The sequence below is a fragment of the Mycobacterium sp. SMC-19 genome (genome assembly GCF_045310815.1).
Taxonomy (GTDB): Bacteria; Actinomycetota; Actinomycetes; order Mycobacteriales; family Mycobacteriaceae; genus Mycobacterium.
Genome location: NZ_JBJIAM010000003.1, coordinates 481,432 through 497,893, shown reverse-complemented (window position 1 = coordinate 497,893; position 16,462 = coordinate 481,432). Strand labels below are relative to the sequence as shown.

The window sequence follows — 16,462 nt, the reverse complement described above, 5'->3', positions numbered from 1 at the left end:
TGCGACTCTCCTCTATAGCTGGGCCAGGGCGGTGCGGATGTGGGTCAGGATGCGCGAGGCCGACGTCGGGGTGTCGCCGGGGCCGGGGTCGGCGGCCGAGGCTGCGGCGGCGCGGGTGTGCACGAATGCGGCGGCGGCAGCGGCCTGGGCGGTGGGCAGGCCCGATGCCAACAGCGCGCCGATCATCCCGGACAGCACGTCGCCGGAGCCCGCGGTGGCCGCCCATGACCCGCCGGACGGGTTGAGATAGACCGGGCCGGCGGGGTCGGCGATGACGGTGACGTTGCCCTTGAGCAGCACGGTGGCCCCGAAGCGGTCGGCCAGCTCGCGGGCCGCACCGACCCGGTCGGGTCCGGGTGGGTGCCCGGCCAACCGGGCGTATTCGCCGGCATGCGGTGTCAGCACCGTTGGGGCGTTGCGCTCGGCCACCAGGGCTGGGTGGGCGGCCAGGATGGTGAGCGCATCGGCGTCGACGATCACCGGCAGATCGGCGCCAAGCGCGAACCACAGTGCGGCGGCGGCCTGTTCCCCGGTGCCCAGACCGGGACCGACCGCCCAGGCCTGCACCTTCCCGGCGGCGGCCGGACTGGGTGCGGCGACCACTTCCGGCCAGTGCGAAACCACTTGGGCGTCAGCGCTTCCGGCGTAGCGCACCATCCCGGAGGTGGCGGCCACCGCCGCCCCGGCGCACAGGATCGCCGCGCCCGGGTAGGTCGCCGAGCCGGCCAGGATTCCGGTGACGCCCTGGGTATATTTGTCGTCGCGGGGACCGGGCGCCGGCCAGCAGGACTCGACGTCGGCGGCGGTCAATGACCGAATGTCGGTGTCCGGCAGGTCCAGACCGATCTCGACGAGCTCGACCCGCCCGCACTGCCCCAGCGCGTGCACCGGCTTGAGGCCACCGAAGGTGACCGTGAGAGCGGCGTGCACCGCGGGCCCGTCCGCCGCGCCGGTGTGCGGGTCCAAGCCGCTGGGGATATCGACGGCCACCACCGAGATGCCTCGCGCATCGACGTCGGCGAAGATCTCGGCGGCGTGCGGCCGCAGCGGGCCGCGCCCGGAGATGCCGACCACACCGTCGATCACCAGATCCGTTGCGGGCGGCACGGTGTCGACGATCCGGCCACCGGCACGTCTGAACGCCGCGAGACCTTTGGCGTGGGCCCGCTCGGGGTCGAGCAGGATGGCGCTGGCCGCCACGCCGCGTCGGCGCAGCAGGGTGGCCGCCCACAGCGCATCGCCGCCGTTGTCGCCGGAACCCACCACCGCGCACAGGTTGCGTCCGGCTATCCCGCCGGTGCGCGCGGCCAGTTCCCCAGCGATCGCGGTCGCCAGCCCGAACGCCGCCCGGCGCATCAGCACCCCGTCGGGCAGGCTCGCCAACAGCGGTGCTTCGGCGGCGCGAATGACCTCGACGCTGTAGTAATGCCGCACTTGCCCTCCTCGCCCTGCTCGCGATTGTCAGGCTAGTGGCCGCCGGCGGTACTCGGGTGATGTCGCAGCGGATGGTGGGGATGGGTCAGCGGGTAGCAGCACAACCCGATCACCAGCGCGGCGGCGTGGCCGATCGCGGTGAAGTCGGGATTGATGAGCAGCGGCACCGTGAAGATGACGACCAGGCCGGCCGGGTAAACCCAGCGCCAGGGCCGACGGATCCGGTAGGTGAGCACCGCCATCACCCCGACCAGGAAGTAGCTGACGCCGATGTCGCGGGCGTAGGTCAGGCGCTCCGATTCCCGGTGCAGGTGGATCAGCGCATACAGCGCACCCTCGCTGACATAGGTGGCACCGACGTGGGAGATCAATCCGACCATCAGCCAACGCAGGTGGCCCAGCCAGTGTTCGGCCGGCGCCAGGAACAGGGTGAAAAGCACCAGATACGGTGACCAGTCCTTACCGTCGATCCACAGCAGGCTGGAGACCAGCACCTCCAGCGGGTCGGTGGCCAGATGGTGCAGGTTGGTGGATTGCTCGACGAGCATGGTGTGCAGCCGCCGGCCGACCAGGTGCTGGATGACGGTGGTGACTCCCAGCACCGCCAGCCACAGGTAGGTCAGCGGCGCGGTGTGCACGAAGTGCCACACCGCGGCCAGGCGCGTTCTGACGTCCGCCACGGCGTACAGCGTCGCATGGTTGATGCAGACACGGACAGACCGACCGCTGATAACGTCTCATGCCAGTGAGGCCCGTCCGCCTGTGACCGGCCCCGACGGGACGGGGGTGCCCCGATGAGCGAACCGCACGGTCCAACTCCCAATCCGTACGACCCAACGCAATTTGCGCCCACCAGCCGGCCCATGCCGCCGCTGGGTGGACAGTTCCCGCCGCCGTGGCCACCCAGTCCGCCGCCGCAACGCAACCGCCGATTGATTTGGGCTCTGCTGGGGCTGGTCATCGTGCTGACCGTAACCGCCGTGGTACTTGCCGTGAACGTCATCGGACGTGACCGGCACGAGAACACGCAGGCCACCACGGATTCGGAGTCCGGCGGCGGAAAGCTGGTGGCCGTCGCCGCTCTCAACGAACTACTGCCGGCCAAGGAGTCCGTCGCCTCAGCAGTGAGCGACCCCGACATCGGCCTCGCCAATGAGGGTACGAGTATCAGCACCGACGTCATGGTGGACGCCGACTGCCAAGGACTTACCTCTGTTTCGGGGCCGGTTTATGCCGGTACGGGTTGGACCGCTACCAGGTGGCAACGGTGGAACAGTCCCGCCGAGCCCGATGCGCCAAAGCTGGTGCGCCAAGCCCTGATGTCGGTAACCACGTACCCCCAGGCTGACGCTGCCCGCGCCTTCTACACCAAGCAGGGCGCAGCGTGGCAGAAGTGCTCCGGCCACATCATCAATACCCGCATGCCCGCGGTCACGGACTCGGCCGACGGATTCTGGACGGTCGGAGGCGTCACCGACACCGATGGGACGCTCAAGGCGACCACGATCTCCGAGGGAGGCGGCGGCTGGTCGTGCCAAAGCACACTGACCGCACGCAGCAACGTTGTTGTCCAAACCAACGCGTGCGCGTTGAGAGATTCGACAGCAGCCGCACAGGCGCTCCTCGATGCGATCACCGCGAAGATCGACGCGGCGGCCTGACTCGGGCACAAGCGGTTCGCGTCGATTCTCACCCCTGCGACGGCGTGCAGCTTCGCATTGTCAGTGCAGACCGTGATAGCCCAACCGCTGATAACGTCACACGCGAGTGAGGGCTGTCCGCCTGCGACCGGCCCCGATGGGATGTGGGGGCATCAATGAGCGAACCGCACGGTCCGACACCCAATCAGTACACCCAGCCCCAATTTGCGCCGATGAACCGGCCCATCCAGCCATTCCCGGGCGGGCAATACCCGGTGCCGCCGCTGCCGCCTGGGCTCGGGGGACCCCCACCGGGGTCACCGGGGCCCAACCGCCGCAAGATGTGGGCGCTGTTGGCCACGGTCGCCGTGGTCGCGGTGATCGGCATCGTGCTCACCGTGACACTGTCCGGGCGTAGCCGGCACGACACGGCCAGGCCCGCCGCAAAGACGGAGACCTCGGCGACGGCATCGGCATCCTCTGACAAGTCACCGGTGCCGGTCTCCAAGATTGAGGAGTTGCTGCCTCGCCAGGGGGCTCTCGCCGCGGCAGTGGCCGATCCCGAACTCGGTGTCGTGATGAGTGGTGAGGCGATGGATGAGGTCACCGTGGTGGACGCGGACTGCCAGGGCATCAGTTCGGTCGCCTCGGGTCCCGTCTACGCCGGTACCGGTTGGACCGCGATCCGCTGGCAGCGCTGGTACAGCCCGCCCGACATCGACACCCACGACCTGAAGCACGGTCTGTTGGTGTCGGTGGCGACTTTTCCGCGGGCGGAGAACGCGCAGGCCTTCTATGCGAAGCAGAGCGACAAGTGGAAGCGGTGCGCCGGCCGCACCCTGAACATGACCGTGACCAGCGGCGACAATGAGCCACGCGTTTTCTGGACCGTCACCGAGGTCACCGAGTCCGACGAGCTCGTCAAGACAACTGCCATCAGTGAGGGCGGCGGCGGCTGGTCATGCCAGGACGCCCTGACCATCCGCAACAACGTTGTCGCGCAGGCCGATGTCTGCGGTAACAGCATCCCGGCCAATGCGGCGCAGGACATCCTCGGCTCGATCACCCCGAAGGTCGACGCGGCAGGCTGAGCTGACTTCCGACAGGCCCTACGGGAAGTGGAGTGCACCAATGAGTGAACCGCAGGGTCGGACTCCCAACCCCTATGATCCGATGCGATTCGCGCCGATCAACGGCCCCGTCTCACCAGACAGTCAGGCACCGCCGTTCTGGCCACCGAATCCACCACCGAATGGCGGCCGACGGCTGATATGGCTGCTGGTGGGGCTGGTCTGCGCGCTGACGGCGATCATCGTGGCACTCAGCGTGACCGTCGTAGGCCGTGACCGACACGAGATTTCCCAATCGCTTACCACGACATCAGCACCCGCGACATCGAGCCACCGGGCGCCGCTATCCGCCTCGGCCCTCGACAGCCTATTGCCGGACAGTGGCGTGGTGTCTACTGCGGTGCGCGCACCCGACATCGGCCTCGTCGCTCACGGCGACGGTATTGCCACCGAGGATCCGGTGGATGCCGATTGCCAAGGTGTCACCGGCGTTGCTTCGCGGGACTACGCAGGCTCCGGGTGGACTGCTTTCCGCTGGCAACAATGGAACAGTCCGGCCGATCTCGATCCCACCAAGCTGTGGAGGCATGTTTCGCTCAGCGTAGCCACCTACCCGCAGGCCGATGCGGCCCGGGCGTTTTACACCAGTCAGAGCTCTGCGTGGCGGAGATGCAACCTCCGTATTGTCAACAGCCGCGCCGCCAGTGCGACCGAAGCACCCGATGTGCTCTGGTACGTCAACAAGGTCAGCGACTCCGACGGAGTGCTCGCTGCCATCACGTCGAACGCCCGAGGCAACGGCTGGACGTGTCAATCCAGGCTGACCGTGCGCAACAACGTTGTTGTCCGCGTCAACGTGTGCGGGTATAGCGATTCGGTAGCGCCAGTACATACGCTGCTCGATTCGATCGCCTCGAAGATCGACGCGGCCGGGTAAGCCGGAGCCACCCAATCCCTTGATCAGCCCCTGCGCCTCGCGTATCGTCCGATTCAATTTCGCGTCGCACAGTAGCGAATAGAGGGAGAGGGCCGAGCCGTTGCGCAACCGCTACGCCGGGGAACCGTTCACCACCGCCGATGCTGAGATCGCGGCGGCCTTGGAGCAGGTCTCCATCCCCACGTTGTTGCTGTCGTGCGTGCACATCACCGGCGACCCCCGCTTCATCCGGGACTTCAGGCAGAACGGGATCTTCCTCAACGAGATCCAGGGGTTCATGTCCGAAGAGGACAAGGCCCGGGCCCGCGCCGAAGCGCTGCCGGTGATCGTCGACTATCGCGATCGCGGCTGCCCGCAGCCCGCTCCCCTGCCTGCCGAGCTGGTCAAGGAGATGATGGACTGGGCGGCCTGCGAGACCGTGCCGGATGCCTACCTGGGGCTGCTCTCCGAAGAACTCGACCTCGACGGGGTCGACCCGCGCAGTCCAGCGCCGGTGGAACGCGCGGCGGAGCTGTCGGTGGTGGTGATCGGCTGTGGCGAATCGGGCGTGTTGGCCGGAATTCGGCTGGCCCAGGCCGGTATTCCCTTCACGATCATCGAGAAGAACGAGGGCCCGGGCGGAACGTGGTGGGAGAACGACTACCCGGGCGCTCGGGTGGATGTCGCGAACCACTTCTACTGCTACAGCTTCGAACCCAACAACGACTGGGGTCACTATTTCGCCGAACAACCCGAGCTGCGGGCATACTTCAGCGATCTGGTCACCAAACACGGCCTGACTGAACATATTCGGTGGGGTACCGAGGTCACCGATGCCGTCTGGAACGAGGGCAACGGAACCTGGACGCTGACCACCCGCACCGCCGACGGCGCAGGGTCCACGCTGTCGGCACGCGCGGTGATCACCGCTGTCGGTCAGCTCAATCGGCCGAATCTGCCCGACCTCGACGGCGCGGACAGTTTCGCCGGGCCGTCGTTTCACTCTGCGGCGTGGGATCACAGTGTCGACCTGACCGGTAAGCGGGTCGCGTTGATCGGGGCGGGTGCCAGTGGATTTCAGATCGCACCGGCGATTGCGGAGAAAGTGGCTCACCTGACGGTGTTTCAGCGCACCGCACAGTGGATGTTCCCCAACCCGATGTATCACGACGCCGTCGACGGCGGGGTGCGCTGGGCGTTGGAGCACCTGCCGTTCTACGGCCGCTGGTACCGCTTCCTGCTGCTGTGGCCCGGTGCCGACAAGGGCCTGGAGGCCGCCCGAGTAGATCCGGACTATCCCGACCAGGACTACGCGGTGAGCGAGATCAACGCCCTGGCCCGGCAGATGTTCACCGGCTGGATCACCGATCAGGTGGGCGACGACGACGAGCTGCTGGCCAAGGTGCTGCCGGACTATCCGGCGACCGGCAAGCGCACCCTGCAGGACAACGGCACCTGGCTCAAAACCCTGCGGCGCGACAACGTCGAACTGGACCGCACCGCCATTCGGCGAATCACCCCGCAGGGCGTGGAGACCGACGACGGCGTCCACCACGAGGTGGATGTGATCGTGTACGCCACCGGTTTTCGGCACACCGATGTGTTGTGGCCGATGCGCATCACCGGCCGCGACGGCACCGATCTACACGCGCTGTGGGGCAGCAAGCCGTACGCGTATCTGGGCATCACTGTGCCCGGCTTCCCGAACTTCTTTGTGCTCTACGGCCCCGGCGCGCATCTGGCACACGGCGGCAGCCTGATCTTCAACTCCGAGTTGGAGATGCGCTACATCGACGCCTGCCTGGCCAAGCTCGCCGATGAACAGCTGCACTCGATCGAGCCGACCGTGCGGGCGGCCACCGAGTGGCACCAGGCCACCCAGGCCGCGATCACCAAGACGGTGTGGGCGCATCCGGCGGTCAAGCATTCCTATTTCAAGAACGCCGACGGCGAGATCCATACCGTGAGCCCGTGGCGGCTCGACGAGTACTGGTCGGCGGTGCGTGAACCGGATTGGTCGCAGTTCGTCATCGCAAAGGAGCGCTGAATTGAGCGGAGTTGTCGTCACCGGGGCAGCATCGGGAATCGGCCGGGCCTGCGCCCAGGCCCTGGTTGCCGACGGCCGCCGGGTTGCGTTGTGGGACATAGCCCCAACGGTTCTGGACGTGGCCGAGAGTTTGGGAATGCCCGGCACGGTGGTCGACGTCTGCGACGACGCCGGGATGCCCGCCGCGGTCGCGGCAGCGGCTGAGGCGCTGGACGGAATCGACGGGCTGGTGCATGCCGCGGGCCGGGTGCTGCCCGAACCGGTGGGCGCCTACACCGGCGAATCCTGGGACGCCGTGATGAGCGTCAACCTGCGCGCCCAGGCGATGCTGGTGCAGTTGATGCTGCCGCACCTGGAGTCCGTCGCCCGAGCAGGCGGCGACCCAGCGGTGGTCGGCATCTCAAGCATCGAGGGGCTGACCGCCAACCCGTTCATCCCGGCCTACTGCGCCTCCAAGGCCGGACTGCTGGGGCTGACCAGGTCGATGGCCGCCCAACTGGGTCCGGCCGGAATCCGTATCAACGCGGTCTGTCCTGGCTTCATCGAGACACCGATGCTGCAGATCGCGCTCGACGTCGAAGAAGTCGCGGCCGGCTTTGTGGCCGCCGCGCCGCTGGGGCGGATCGGTCAACCGGGCGAGGTCGCCCAGGCGGTGGCGTTCCTGATGTCGCCCCGGGCGTCGTTCATCACCGGGACCCAGATCGTCGTCGACGGTGGAGTCACCGCCCGGCATCCGTGAGGTTTAGAAGACCCAGCTCTGCGGTGCGGCAATGACGAAGCCGTGGGCGGCCACCGGACTCACCGCACCGGGCACCTGTGGCTCCTTGAGCACACAGACCAAGTCGGTGGACGGCGGAACCCCGCAGACCATGGACTGGGCGGGTGAGAAGTCCCAGAACACGATCTTGTGGCCCACCGGAAGCTTTGCGGCCGGCGGGCTTCCGGCGAGCAGCGCGTCCGGCGGAGCAGGCAAGAAACGCGCCGGGATGCTTTCCTTCCCGTAGATCCCGGGCAGCTGTACCGAGCCGGCGTCGCGCGGCGCCCCCGGAATGTCGCCCGCGCAGTTGACCTCATGGGTGATCCTGCCCTGCCGCATCCTGCAGACCAGCCCGGATTCGGTGGCGAAGACGACGTTCGGAGCCTGCTGCAGATCGCTGACCGAACCGGGCAGCGGCCCGCTGTCATCGATCAGGGAGTCCACGTCGGGGAAACCCGGGGCCGCCACGGCGTTCGGCACCGTCATCAGCAGGGCAGCCGAGCTGACCGCCACTGCCAGTGCTCGCCGCACCACCCGAAGCCTCCCTGTTCGCCGTCAGATCTTCAAAACTACGAGCGGCGGGCTCGCTGGTCAATGTCGCCGGCCGGGCCAACCGCGCGCATGGCCGAAGCGGCGATCGCTTCCTGTAAGCCCCGCGTTGCCAACTCATCGGCCAGCTCGTTGTCGGCGACCCCCGAATGGCCTTTCACCCAGAACCACTCGACCTGGTGACGCGCGCAGGCGGCCTGAAGCCGTTGCCACAGATCGACGTTCTTCACCGGTTGCTTGGCGGCGGTCAGCCAGCCGTTGCGTTCCCAGCCTGACACCCACTTGGTGATGCCATTGCGGACGTAGGTGCTGTCGGTGTGCAGATGTACCACCACGGGCCGGGTGAGGGCTTCCAGCGCCGCGATCGGAGCGGTCAGCTCCATCCGGTTGTTGCTCGTCTCGCCGGGCTCGCCACCGCACATCTCGCGGACGTGGTGGCGCATGCGCAGCACCGCGCCCCAACCACCGGGGCCCGGGTTGGGGCGGCACCCACCGTCGGTATGGATGACGACCACGTCATCGGTGGATTCGGTCATCGGCTGAGGATAGGCGGCGAGATCATCGCGGTGCGGACCGACATACCCAGATCGCGATGCCGCAGCGTGGTGATCCGGCGACCGGGCTGCACGGCGTCCTTCACCGGCGACGTGCGCTCGCCGAAGAACGACGCCGTCGCCTCGATATCGGCGACGACGTAGGTGATACCCCACAGCGTTGACGGACCGTCCGCCCCCGTGTGGGGCGACCCGACGACTTCGAGGATCACCGCACCCAGCCGGAAGAAGATCTGCCGCATCGGCCGACCGCCGAGTTCGGCGTCGCGGACCCGGCGCGACTGCAGCCCGACTGCAGCCAGTGCCTCGACGGTGCGAGGCAGGTTGAGGGACAACAGCACAACGTGATCGATCGAGATCACGCCGTTCGGATGCGCGGCCGGTTCGGTGGCCGCCGCGACAGAGCGGGAGGTGGGGATACCGTCGAGCGGGCCGCCGGAGGGCAAGCCCCGCAGTGCCCACCCGAGGATGCCGGTGCCGCCCCCGGTCAGCCGCAGCCGGACCTCACCCACCCGGCAGACGTCGTCGGGATCCACACTGAACCCCGCCGACCGCCACGTGTCAGGCGGATCGGCAAGATGGAGTTCGTCGATGGTGACGGACATGCCGCTCACAGTACTGCGCCTTGCCGCGCATCTTGTCAGTCCGGTGTGACGGGCTCGGGTTTCAGGTCGCGCCACCAGCAGTAGATAAACAGCAGCATCGACATCACCAGCGCGACGATCACCCAGAGCGTGATCGTGACGTCAATCCAGGATCCGATCGGCGGAGCGTCCGGCAGCGCGTTTCGCAGCGGGACCACCGCGAAAAGCATTGCCGCATACCAGGTCGTCATCGGCGGCTGGAACTTGCGCCAGCCGAGGAAGGTCAGGTTCGCCACGACAACGGCCACCGCGGCCAGGGCGATCAAGACGCCTACGATCACGGCACCGAACGCCATGGTGCTCGGCGACCGGTGCAGCGTGATGCGGTATGGGCCACCATCTTCGCGGTCGCTGACGATCTCGTTCTTCCAACCGGCGATGTGGTCGACGAACGTCACCGACATCCGTTCCGGAACCGTGGCATCCCCGCGCACGACATCGACGGTGATCGGCCCGGTCTGATAGTGATCGAACGGCCACTTCGCCGAGTTACCGGAGATGGTCAAGGGCACCGGGAACTCACCGGGCACCATGCCCTTCGTCCAGGTGCGCTTCGTCGGCGTGACCGCGGAGTGCACCGCGATGCTCAGTTCTTCCGTGAGCCCATGCCGGACAGGGTCGAGCAGTTCGGCCCCCGGCGTGATGGTGACCTTGCCGGTCAGTGTGCCCTTGACCGTCTGGAGGTCCTCGATATCGATGGTCACGGTCGTGCCGTCGGCCGACGCCACGCCTTCGGTGAGGTGGCGCGGGCATCCACAACCCGCGCGCTCATACAGCGCGACGGTGACGAGGTAGGACGCGACGAAGAAGATCGTCATGCCGAGGATCAGAAGCAGTCTGGGCCGGTTGACGTGAACAGCAGGCTCAACGTTGGACAAGTCTGTTCTCCCTCACTCGGTCAGCTTCGCAGTCGACAACAACGGCTGCATCGTCTCATCGTCGCCGCGATTGCCGCCGAGTTTTCGACGGACGGGCGACACACAATCGAGCTGCTGCAACCAGATTCCGGCACCGCCGCGAATCTGCGCCGCGTTAGAAGACTTCGCTGTTCGGCGCGGAGATGACGAATCCGTGCGTCACCGCCGGGCCGCCGCTCTTGCCACCGTTCTCGCGCGCAGCCTTGAGCACACAGGCCACCTCGGTACCCATCGGTGCACCGCAGACCAGCGATTCGGTGGGCGAGAAATCCCAGAACACGATCTTGTGGCCGGGCGCCAACATGATCGACGGAACCTTTGCGGGATCGCCGAGGAGCCCGGCGGGGGCCATCGGCATGAACTGCGCCGGGCCGTTGCCGTCGGCATAGACGGTCCCAAGACTGACGCTGCGAGTTCCCGCCGGGGCGCCAACGAGATTCCCGGCACAGGCCACACTGTGCGTCACTTTCCCGCGACTCTTCCGGCAGGCCAGACCCGACGGGGTGGTAAACGCCAGATCCGGGATTCCGGTGAGGTCAGCGACCGAGCCGGGCAGCGGTCCGCTGTCGTCGAAGAGCGGGCCCAGGTCGGGAACCTCGTTCGCCGCACCAGCATTCGGCGCCTGCGCCAGCACCGCCATCGCGGCGCACACCACCGCCAACAATTGTCGCACTGAATGCTCCCGCTACTCGACGGTGACTGACTTGGCCAGGTTGCGCGGCTTGTCCACGTCGTAGCCGCGAGCCTGCGCCACGCCGGCGGCAAACACCTGTAGCGGGATGGTCGACAGCAGCGGCTGGTACAGCGTTGACACCGCAGGTATTTCAATCAGATGGTCGGCGTAGGGACGCACCGTCTCGTCGCCCTCCTCGGCAATAACGATGGTGACGGCACCGCGGGCCTGGATCTCGCGAATGTTGGAGAGCAGCTTGGAGTGCAACATCGCCGCATTCTTGGGCGAAGGCATCACAACGATCACCGGAAGGTCGTCCTCGATCAGTGCGATCGGGCCATGCTTGAGTTCACCGGCGGCAAAGCCTTCGGCGTGCATGTAGGCCAGTTCCTTGAGCTTGAGCGCGCCTTCCAGTGCCACCGGGTAGCCGACATGGCGACCAAGAAAGAGCACCGCACTCGACGACGCGAACTGCCGCGCCAACTCGGCGACCGAGTCGATGCCTTCCAGCACATGCGACACCAGTTCGGGCATCGCCTCCAGTTGCCGGTACTCGTGCTCGACCTCGTCGGGGTATTTGGTGCCCCGGGCCTGCGCCAGCGCCAGACCGACCAGATAGTTCGCGGTGATCTGGGCAAGGAACGTCTTCGTGGACGCGACACCGATCTCCGGTCCGGCCCGGGTATAGAGCACCGCATCGCACTCCCGCGGGATCTGCGAGCCGTTGGTGTTGCAGACCGCGAGCACCTTGGCCTTCTGCTCCTTGGCGTGCCGGACAGCCTCCAGGGTGTCGGCGGTTTCGCCCGACTGGCTGATCGCCACCACCAGGGTGCTGCGGTCCAGAACCGGGTCGCGGTAACGGAACTCACTGGCCAGTTCGACTTCCACCGGCAGCCGCGTCCAGTGCTCGATCGCGTACTTGGCCAATAGACCGGAGTGGTACGCGGTGCCGCAGGCCACGACGAACACCTTGTCGATCTCGCGCAGCTCCTGGTCACTCAGGCGCTGCTCGTCGAGCACGATCCGGCCGTCCTCGAAGTGCCCCAGCAGAGTTTCGGCCACCGCGGTGGGCTGTTCGGCGATCTCCTTGAGCATGAAGTATTCGTAGCCACCCTTTTCGGCGGCAGACAGGTCCCAGTCGATGTGAAAACGCCGGGCGTTGGCGGCATCGTCGTTGCCCGCGAAATCGGTGATGCGGTAGCCGTCGGCGGTGATGACCACCGCCTGGTCCTGACCCAGCTCGACGGCTTCGCGGGTGAAGGGGATGAACGCCGCCACATCCGAGCCCAGGAACATCTCGCCGTCACCGATACCGACCACCAGTGGGGTGGACCGACGCGCCGCCACGATCGTGCCCGGCTCGTCTGCGTGGGCGAACACCACGGTGAAGTGGCCCTCCAGCCGACGGAGCACCGCCAGCGCCGAGGCGACGAAGTCCCCGGCGGTGTCACCGTCCCGGTATTGGCGGGCCAGCAAGTGGACGGTCACTTCGCTGTCGGTCTCGCTGGTGAACTCCACCCCGGCGCGTTCCAACTCGTCGCGCAGTACCGCGAAGTTCTCGATGATGCCGTTGTGCACCACGGCGAACTTGCCGGCCGCGTCGCAGTGCGGGTGGGCGTTGTGGTCGGTGGGGCGGCCATGGGTTGCCCAGCGGGTGTGACCCAGCCCGGTGCCCCCGGCCAGCAACGCGGGATCGGTCGCGGCCAGTTCGGCTTCTAAGTTGGCCAGCCGACCCGCGCGGCGCCGAACGGTCAGCTGCCCGATTCCGTCGACGACGGCGATGCCCGCGGAGTCGTAGCCCCGGTATTCCATGCGACGCAGGGCCTCGACGACAACGTCGCGGGCAGGGCGTTGCCCGACGTAGCCGACGATTCCACACATAGCTGTTCAGGGTAGTGCACCGGCAGCCCGGTCCCGTCAACCGTGCAGGTCAGTGGCGTCCGGGCTGCCAGCCGTGCAACTGCCGTTTCAGTCCGAGGCTTGCGCTACTCGCTACTGCGCGCCACCGAACAGGTCCGCCAACAGGGCGCCGAAGTCGAAGTCCGTAGCCGCGCCAGGATCCGGCTCAACCTCGGGAGGTGGCCCATCGAAGTCCAGGTCGCCAGTGAGCAGCAATGCGATCACCTGCTCCAAGCCGGCCAACGCGCCGGTCAACCCGACCCCCTGCCCCGGACCGAAGGTCAGGTCGAGGGTGAGTGGGTCGGTGACCGAAATGGTGATTCCGAGCGCGTTGAGGATCGAGCCGCCGCCGTAGATGGGCGGAGGGAGCTCTTCCGCGGACAACGCATCGATATTGCCGCCGACTTCTCCCGGCGATAGCAGGCCGCCGAAGGCGAAGCTCAGGCCGGAAACGGCGACGCCCTCGGGCAGCAGGCCGGCGTCGGCGACTATCGGGATCAACGCGTCCAGGTTCAACGTGGCGCCGTTGAGTAGGCCGTTGAACATATTGGCCGGAATGTTGATCAGCTCCTGCAACGCCGCCGTGGTGTCCGGGTTGTCGCCGCCGAGATTGGCGCTGATGGCTTCGATGCTGTTGATGAGCGCCACCAACGGCGACAGGGACGGCCCCAGGGCGCCGATCAGCAAGCCGGACAACGGCGAGGCCAAGACTTGGACGATCTCCGGGATCGGGTCGGGAATTGCCGGAATGAGCCCGGGAGCCAAGGCTTCCCCTTGGTTGCTGAGCAGGCCGTAGAGCAAGAAATTGCCCAGGAAGAAGTCCGGACTCCCAATCCCACCGTCGCCCGACGGGAGGCTGGTCGTAAATTCGGCCAGCGGGTTGAGGAAGCCCTTCTGGTCACCACCAAGGAACGTCAGGGCGGCACCCAGCTGCTCGAGGTCCAGGTTGCTCAGATCGGCGTTGCTGAGCGCTTCGCTCAGCGCGCTGTTGGCGTCCTGCATCGCGGTCTGCAGGTGCTCGAAGTTGACTTCGGCGGTATTGAAGGCGTCGGCCCAAGCCCCCGTGAAATCGATATCGGCGGTCAACGCGACGTCATGAACCGTGTGAGCTTCGAGCAACGGCGTGGCCACCGGCGTGACAGTGATCATGCCCGCACCTACCAGCGCGATTCCGGCGGTGACGAAGGGGCGCAGTGTCGGATTCATTTGAGCAACTCCTCAAGATCCAGTGTCTTGCCAGCGGAAATAACTGAGTGTGAGGAAGATCATATTTAATAAATAGCTGTGATGCAAGGCTCAGTTCCCAGATTTCCGGCATCGCCGCCGGGCGTTTCGGCACCGACGTGGCCTTTTCGACCCCGATACTTTCTTGGGCTGCTCCCAGCACGTTGCGGCCAACCCGGCTCAGCTCCGGTCCCCAGCGGTTATGTTGGGGATCCGCACGAAGACCCGAGGCGGGGTCGGCCAGCAAACGACGGTCTAGGTGACGACATGCCAGAGGACAACCCAGCCACCGCGCGCACCCTGGTGGAATTGCTACGTCAGCAGGCCGACCGCTATCGAGACAAGGTCGCGTTCGTGTTCGCCCCGGACGGCCTGGAGGAACAGGGTCGGCTGACCTACGCCGAACTCGACCGCAGCGCGCGGGCGATCGCGGCCGCACTGCAACAACAGGGAGCGGCGGGACGCCGCGTGCTTGTCATCTGCCGGCCGGGCCTGGACAGCGTCGCGGCCTACTTCGGCTGCCTGTACGCCGGCGCGGTTGCGGTGCCGGTGCAGGATCGGCTCGGGCGGCTGACGCTGATCGCCCCCGATGCGCGAGCCGGTTTCGCCCTGGCGGACTCCGCGACACAGGACAAACTCAGGGCGAAGGTCGACGGTATGACCAAACGGCCGCTGCGCTGGCTGGCCCCGGGCGACCCCGGCGCGGACCCGGACAGCTGGACGCTGCCGGATATCGACGCCGACAGCACAGCGATGTTGCAGTACACCTCGGGCTCCACCAGGGCGCCCAAGGGCGTCGTCCTGACGCACGGCAATCTACTGGCCAACCTGATCGCGATCCATGAGGCGTGGGGCGGCGACGACCAGAAAGTCGCAGTCTGCTGGCTGCCCCAGCACCACGACATGGGCTTGATCGGCGGCATCCTGCAGAGCATCTACGTCGGCGGCAACACCGTGCTGATGTCGCCGGCCGGCTTCATCACCCGCCCGATGCGCTGGCTGGAGGCCATGTCCCGGTATCGCGCCACCATCGCCACCGCACCGAATTTCGCCTACCAGCTCTGCGTCGAGCGCAGCACCGCCGAGGAGCGCGCGGCGCTGGATCTGTCGCAGTGGTCGACCGCGATGAACGGCGCCGAACCGGTACAGGCCGACACCCTGCGCGCCTTCGCCGAGGCTTTCGCGCCCGCCGGTTTCCGGCCGGAGGCGTTCCTACCGGTGTACGGATTGGCCGAAGCCACCCTGCTGGTCTCGGGCGGATCGGACGCCACCGCACCGGTGATCCGCTGCATCGACCGCACCGCGCTCGGCGAAGATCGGGTAGTCGAGATCACCGACGCCGACGACGGCGATCCCGGCGTCGTGGAGTTGGTCGGGTGCGGCCTCCCGCGAGGCGATCAGCAGATCGTGATCGCCGACCCGGAGACTCGCCGGCGCCGCGACGCCGAGCAGGTTGGCGAGATCTGGGTCTCCGGCCCGTGCGTCGCCCACGGCTACCGAGGCAAACCGGAGGACACCGAGCAGACGTTCGGCGCCTACCTGGCCGACACCGGCGAAGGGCCCTTCCTGCGCACCGGCGATCTGGGCTTCCTGCGAGCCGGCGAGGTGTTCATCGCCGGGCGCTGCAAGGACCTGATCATTCTCCGCGGCAACAACTACTACCCCAACGACATCGAAAAGACGGTGCAGGGCAGTCATTCAGCGCTGTTGTCCGGGCGCGGTGCGGCCTTTTCGGTGACGCCGAAACCGGGTGCCGGCGAACAACTCGTGGTGATACAAGAGGTCGGCGCCACCGGTGACCCCGCCGCCCTCGCCCGCGTGCTGGACGCGATCAAAGCGGCGATCACCCGCCACCATGGCATCGGGGCCCACACCGTCGCCCTGGTGGAGCCGGGCTCGATCCCGACCACCTCCAGCGGCAAGATCCAACGGCAGGCCGCCCGGCAGAAGTTCCTCGACGGAGGGTTCACCGCACTGGCGCAATGGCGAGCCGCGCAGGGATCCAGCAGCGCCCCCGCGCAGCCCCTGGCGGCGGCCCAGACCGCCGCTGCGGCGCAGCGGGCGGTGGCGCTGCAGTACTGGAAGGCACGGCAGGGCTGAGAGCTCAACGTACGAACCGGCGTGCGTTACGGTCATCA

Annotated in this window: 15 protein-coding genes; 6 read left to right on the top strand and 9 right to left on the bottom strand. The window is 67.1% G+C overall.

Annotated elements, in window-relative coordinates:
• Positions 1-12 precede the first annotated feature (12 nt).
• Together ACJH5R_RS09885 and ACJH5R_RS09880 are read right to left on the bottom strand one after the other, a co-directional pair.
• On the bottom strand, positions 13-1,434 hold the full coding sequence (locus ACJH5R_RS09885) for an NAD(P)H-hydrate dehydratase (RefSeq protein ID WP_406757676.1): 1,422 nt from the start codon (positions 1,432-1,434) through the stop codon (positions 13-15).
• 32 nt (positions 1,435-1,466) lie between these two features.
• Complete coding sequence (locus ACJH5R_RS09880; protein ID WP_406781821.1) at positions 1,467-2,114, bottom strand: rhomboid-like protein; 648 nt, start codon at positions 2,112-2,114, stop codon at positions 1,467-1,469.
• A gap of 114 nt (positions 2,115-2,228) precedes the next feature.
• On the opposite strand from ACJH5R_RS09880, the gene ACJH5R_RS09875 reads away from it, so the two are divergent.
• The 5 genes from ACJH5R_RS09875 (at position 2,229) to ACJH5R_RS09855 (ending at position 7,846) form a co-directional block, all read left to right on the top strand.
• A complete protein-coding gene (locus ACJH5R_RS09875; protein WP_406781820.1) occupies positions 2,229-3,095 on the top strand; it encodes a sensor domain-containing protein in 867 nt (288 codons plus the stop codon).
• Positions 3,096-3,250: 155 nt separating this feature from the next.
• Positions 3,251-4,165, top strand: coding sequence for a sensor domain-containing protein (locus ACJH5R_RS09870; protein ID WP_406781819.1), 915 nt, complete (start codon positions 3,251-3,253; stop codon positions 4,163-4,165).
• A gap of 40 nt (positions 4,166-4,205) precedes the next feature.
• Positions 4,206-5,081 (top strand): sensor domain-containing protein, encoded by an 876-nt coding sequence (locus tag ACJH5R_RS09865; RefSeq protein ID WP_406781818.1) that lies wholly within the window; start codon positions 4,206-4,208, stop codon positions 5,079-5,081.
• A gap of 100 nt (positions 5,082-5,181) precedes the next feature.
• Positions 5,182-7,107, top strand: a complete 1,926-nt coding sequence (locus ACJH5R_RS09860; protein ID WP_406757679.1) for a flavin-containing monooxygenase — start codon at positions 5,182-5,184, stop codon at positions 7,105-7,107.
• 1 nt (position 7,108) lies between these two features.
• Complete coding sequence (locus ACJH5R_RS09855; RefSeq protein WP_406757680.1) at positions 7,109-7,846, top strand: SDR family NAD(P)-dependent oxidoreductase; 738 nt, start codon at positions 7,109-7,111, stop codon at positions 7,844-7,846.
• 3 nt (positions 7,847-7,849) lie between these two features.
• Here ACJH5R_RS09855 and ACJH5R_RS09850 read toward each other — a convergent pair whose 3' ends face one another.
• The 7 genes from ACJH5R_RS09850 to gjpA form a co-directional block, all read right to left on the bottom strand.
• The gene (locus ACJH5R_RS09850) at positions 7,850-8,398 is read right to left on the bottom strand and encodes a hypothetical protein (RefSeq protein ID WP_406781817.1); all 549 of its coding nucleotides are present in this window, start codon (positions 8,396-8,398) and stop codon (positions 7,850-7,852) included.
• A gap of 35 nt (positions 8,399-8,433) precedes the next feature.
• Positions 8,434-8,949 (bottom strand): ribonuclease HI, encoded by a 516-nt coding sequence (gene rnhA, locus ACJH5R_RS09845; RefSeq protein WP_406757682.1) that lies wholly within the window; start codon positions 8,947-8,949, stop codon positions 8,434-8,436.
• On the bottom strand, positions 8,946-9,572 hold the full coding sequence (locus ACJH5R_RS09840; RefSeq protein ID WP_406781853.1) for a glyoxalase: 627 nt from the start codon (positions 9,570-9,572) through the stop codon (positions 8,946-8,948). Before ACJH5R_RS09840 ends, rnhA begins: the two co-directional genes overlap by 4 nt.
• A 35-nt stretch (positions 9,573-9,607) precedes the next feature.
• Positions 9,608-10,429, bottom strand: coding sequence for a DUF4436 domain-containing protein (locus ACJH5R_RS09835; RefSeq protein WP_406757683.1), 822 nt, complete (start codon positions 10,427-10,429; stop codon positions 9,608-9,610).
• Between the two features lie 214 nt (positions 10,430-10,643).
• Positions 10,644-11,201, bottom strand: a complete 558-nt coding sequence (locus tag ACJH5R_RS09830; protein WP_406757684.1) for a hypothetical protein — start codon at positions 11,199-11,201, stop codon at positions 10,644-10,646.
• Between the two features lie 12 nt (positions 11,202-11,213).
• Positions 11,214-13,082, bottom strand: coding sequence for a glutamine--fructose-6-phosphate transaminase (isomerizing) (gene glmS / locus ACJH5R_RS09825; protein ID WP_406757685.1), 1,869 nt, complete (start codon positions 13,080-13,082; stop codon positions 11,214-11,216).
• Positions 13,083-13,193: 111 nt separating this feature from the next.
• Complete coding sequence (gene gjpA, locus ACJH5R_RS09820) at positions 13,194-14,306, bottom strand: outer membrane porin GjpA (protein WP_406757686.1); 1,113 nt, start codon at positions 14,304-14,306, stop codon at positions 13,194-13,196.
• A 285-nt stretch (positions 14,307-14,591) separates the two neighbouring features.
• Between gjpA and ACJH5R_RS09815 the strand changes: the two genes are divergently transcribed.
• On the top strand, positions 14,592-16,424 hold the full coding sequence (locus ACJH5R_RS09815) for a fatty acyl-AMP ligase (protein WP_406757687.1): 1,833 nt from the start codon (positions 14,592-14,594) through the stop codon (positions 16,422-16,424).
• Positions 16,425-16,462: the final 38 nt, after the last annotated feature.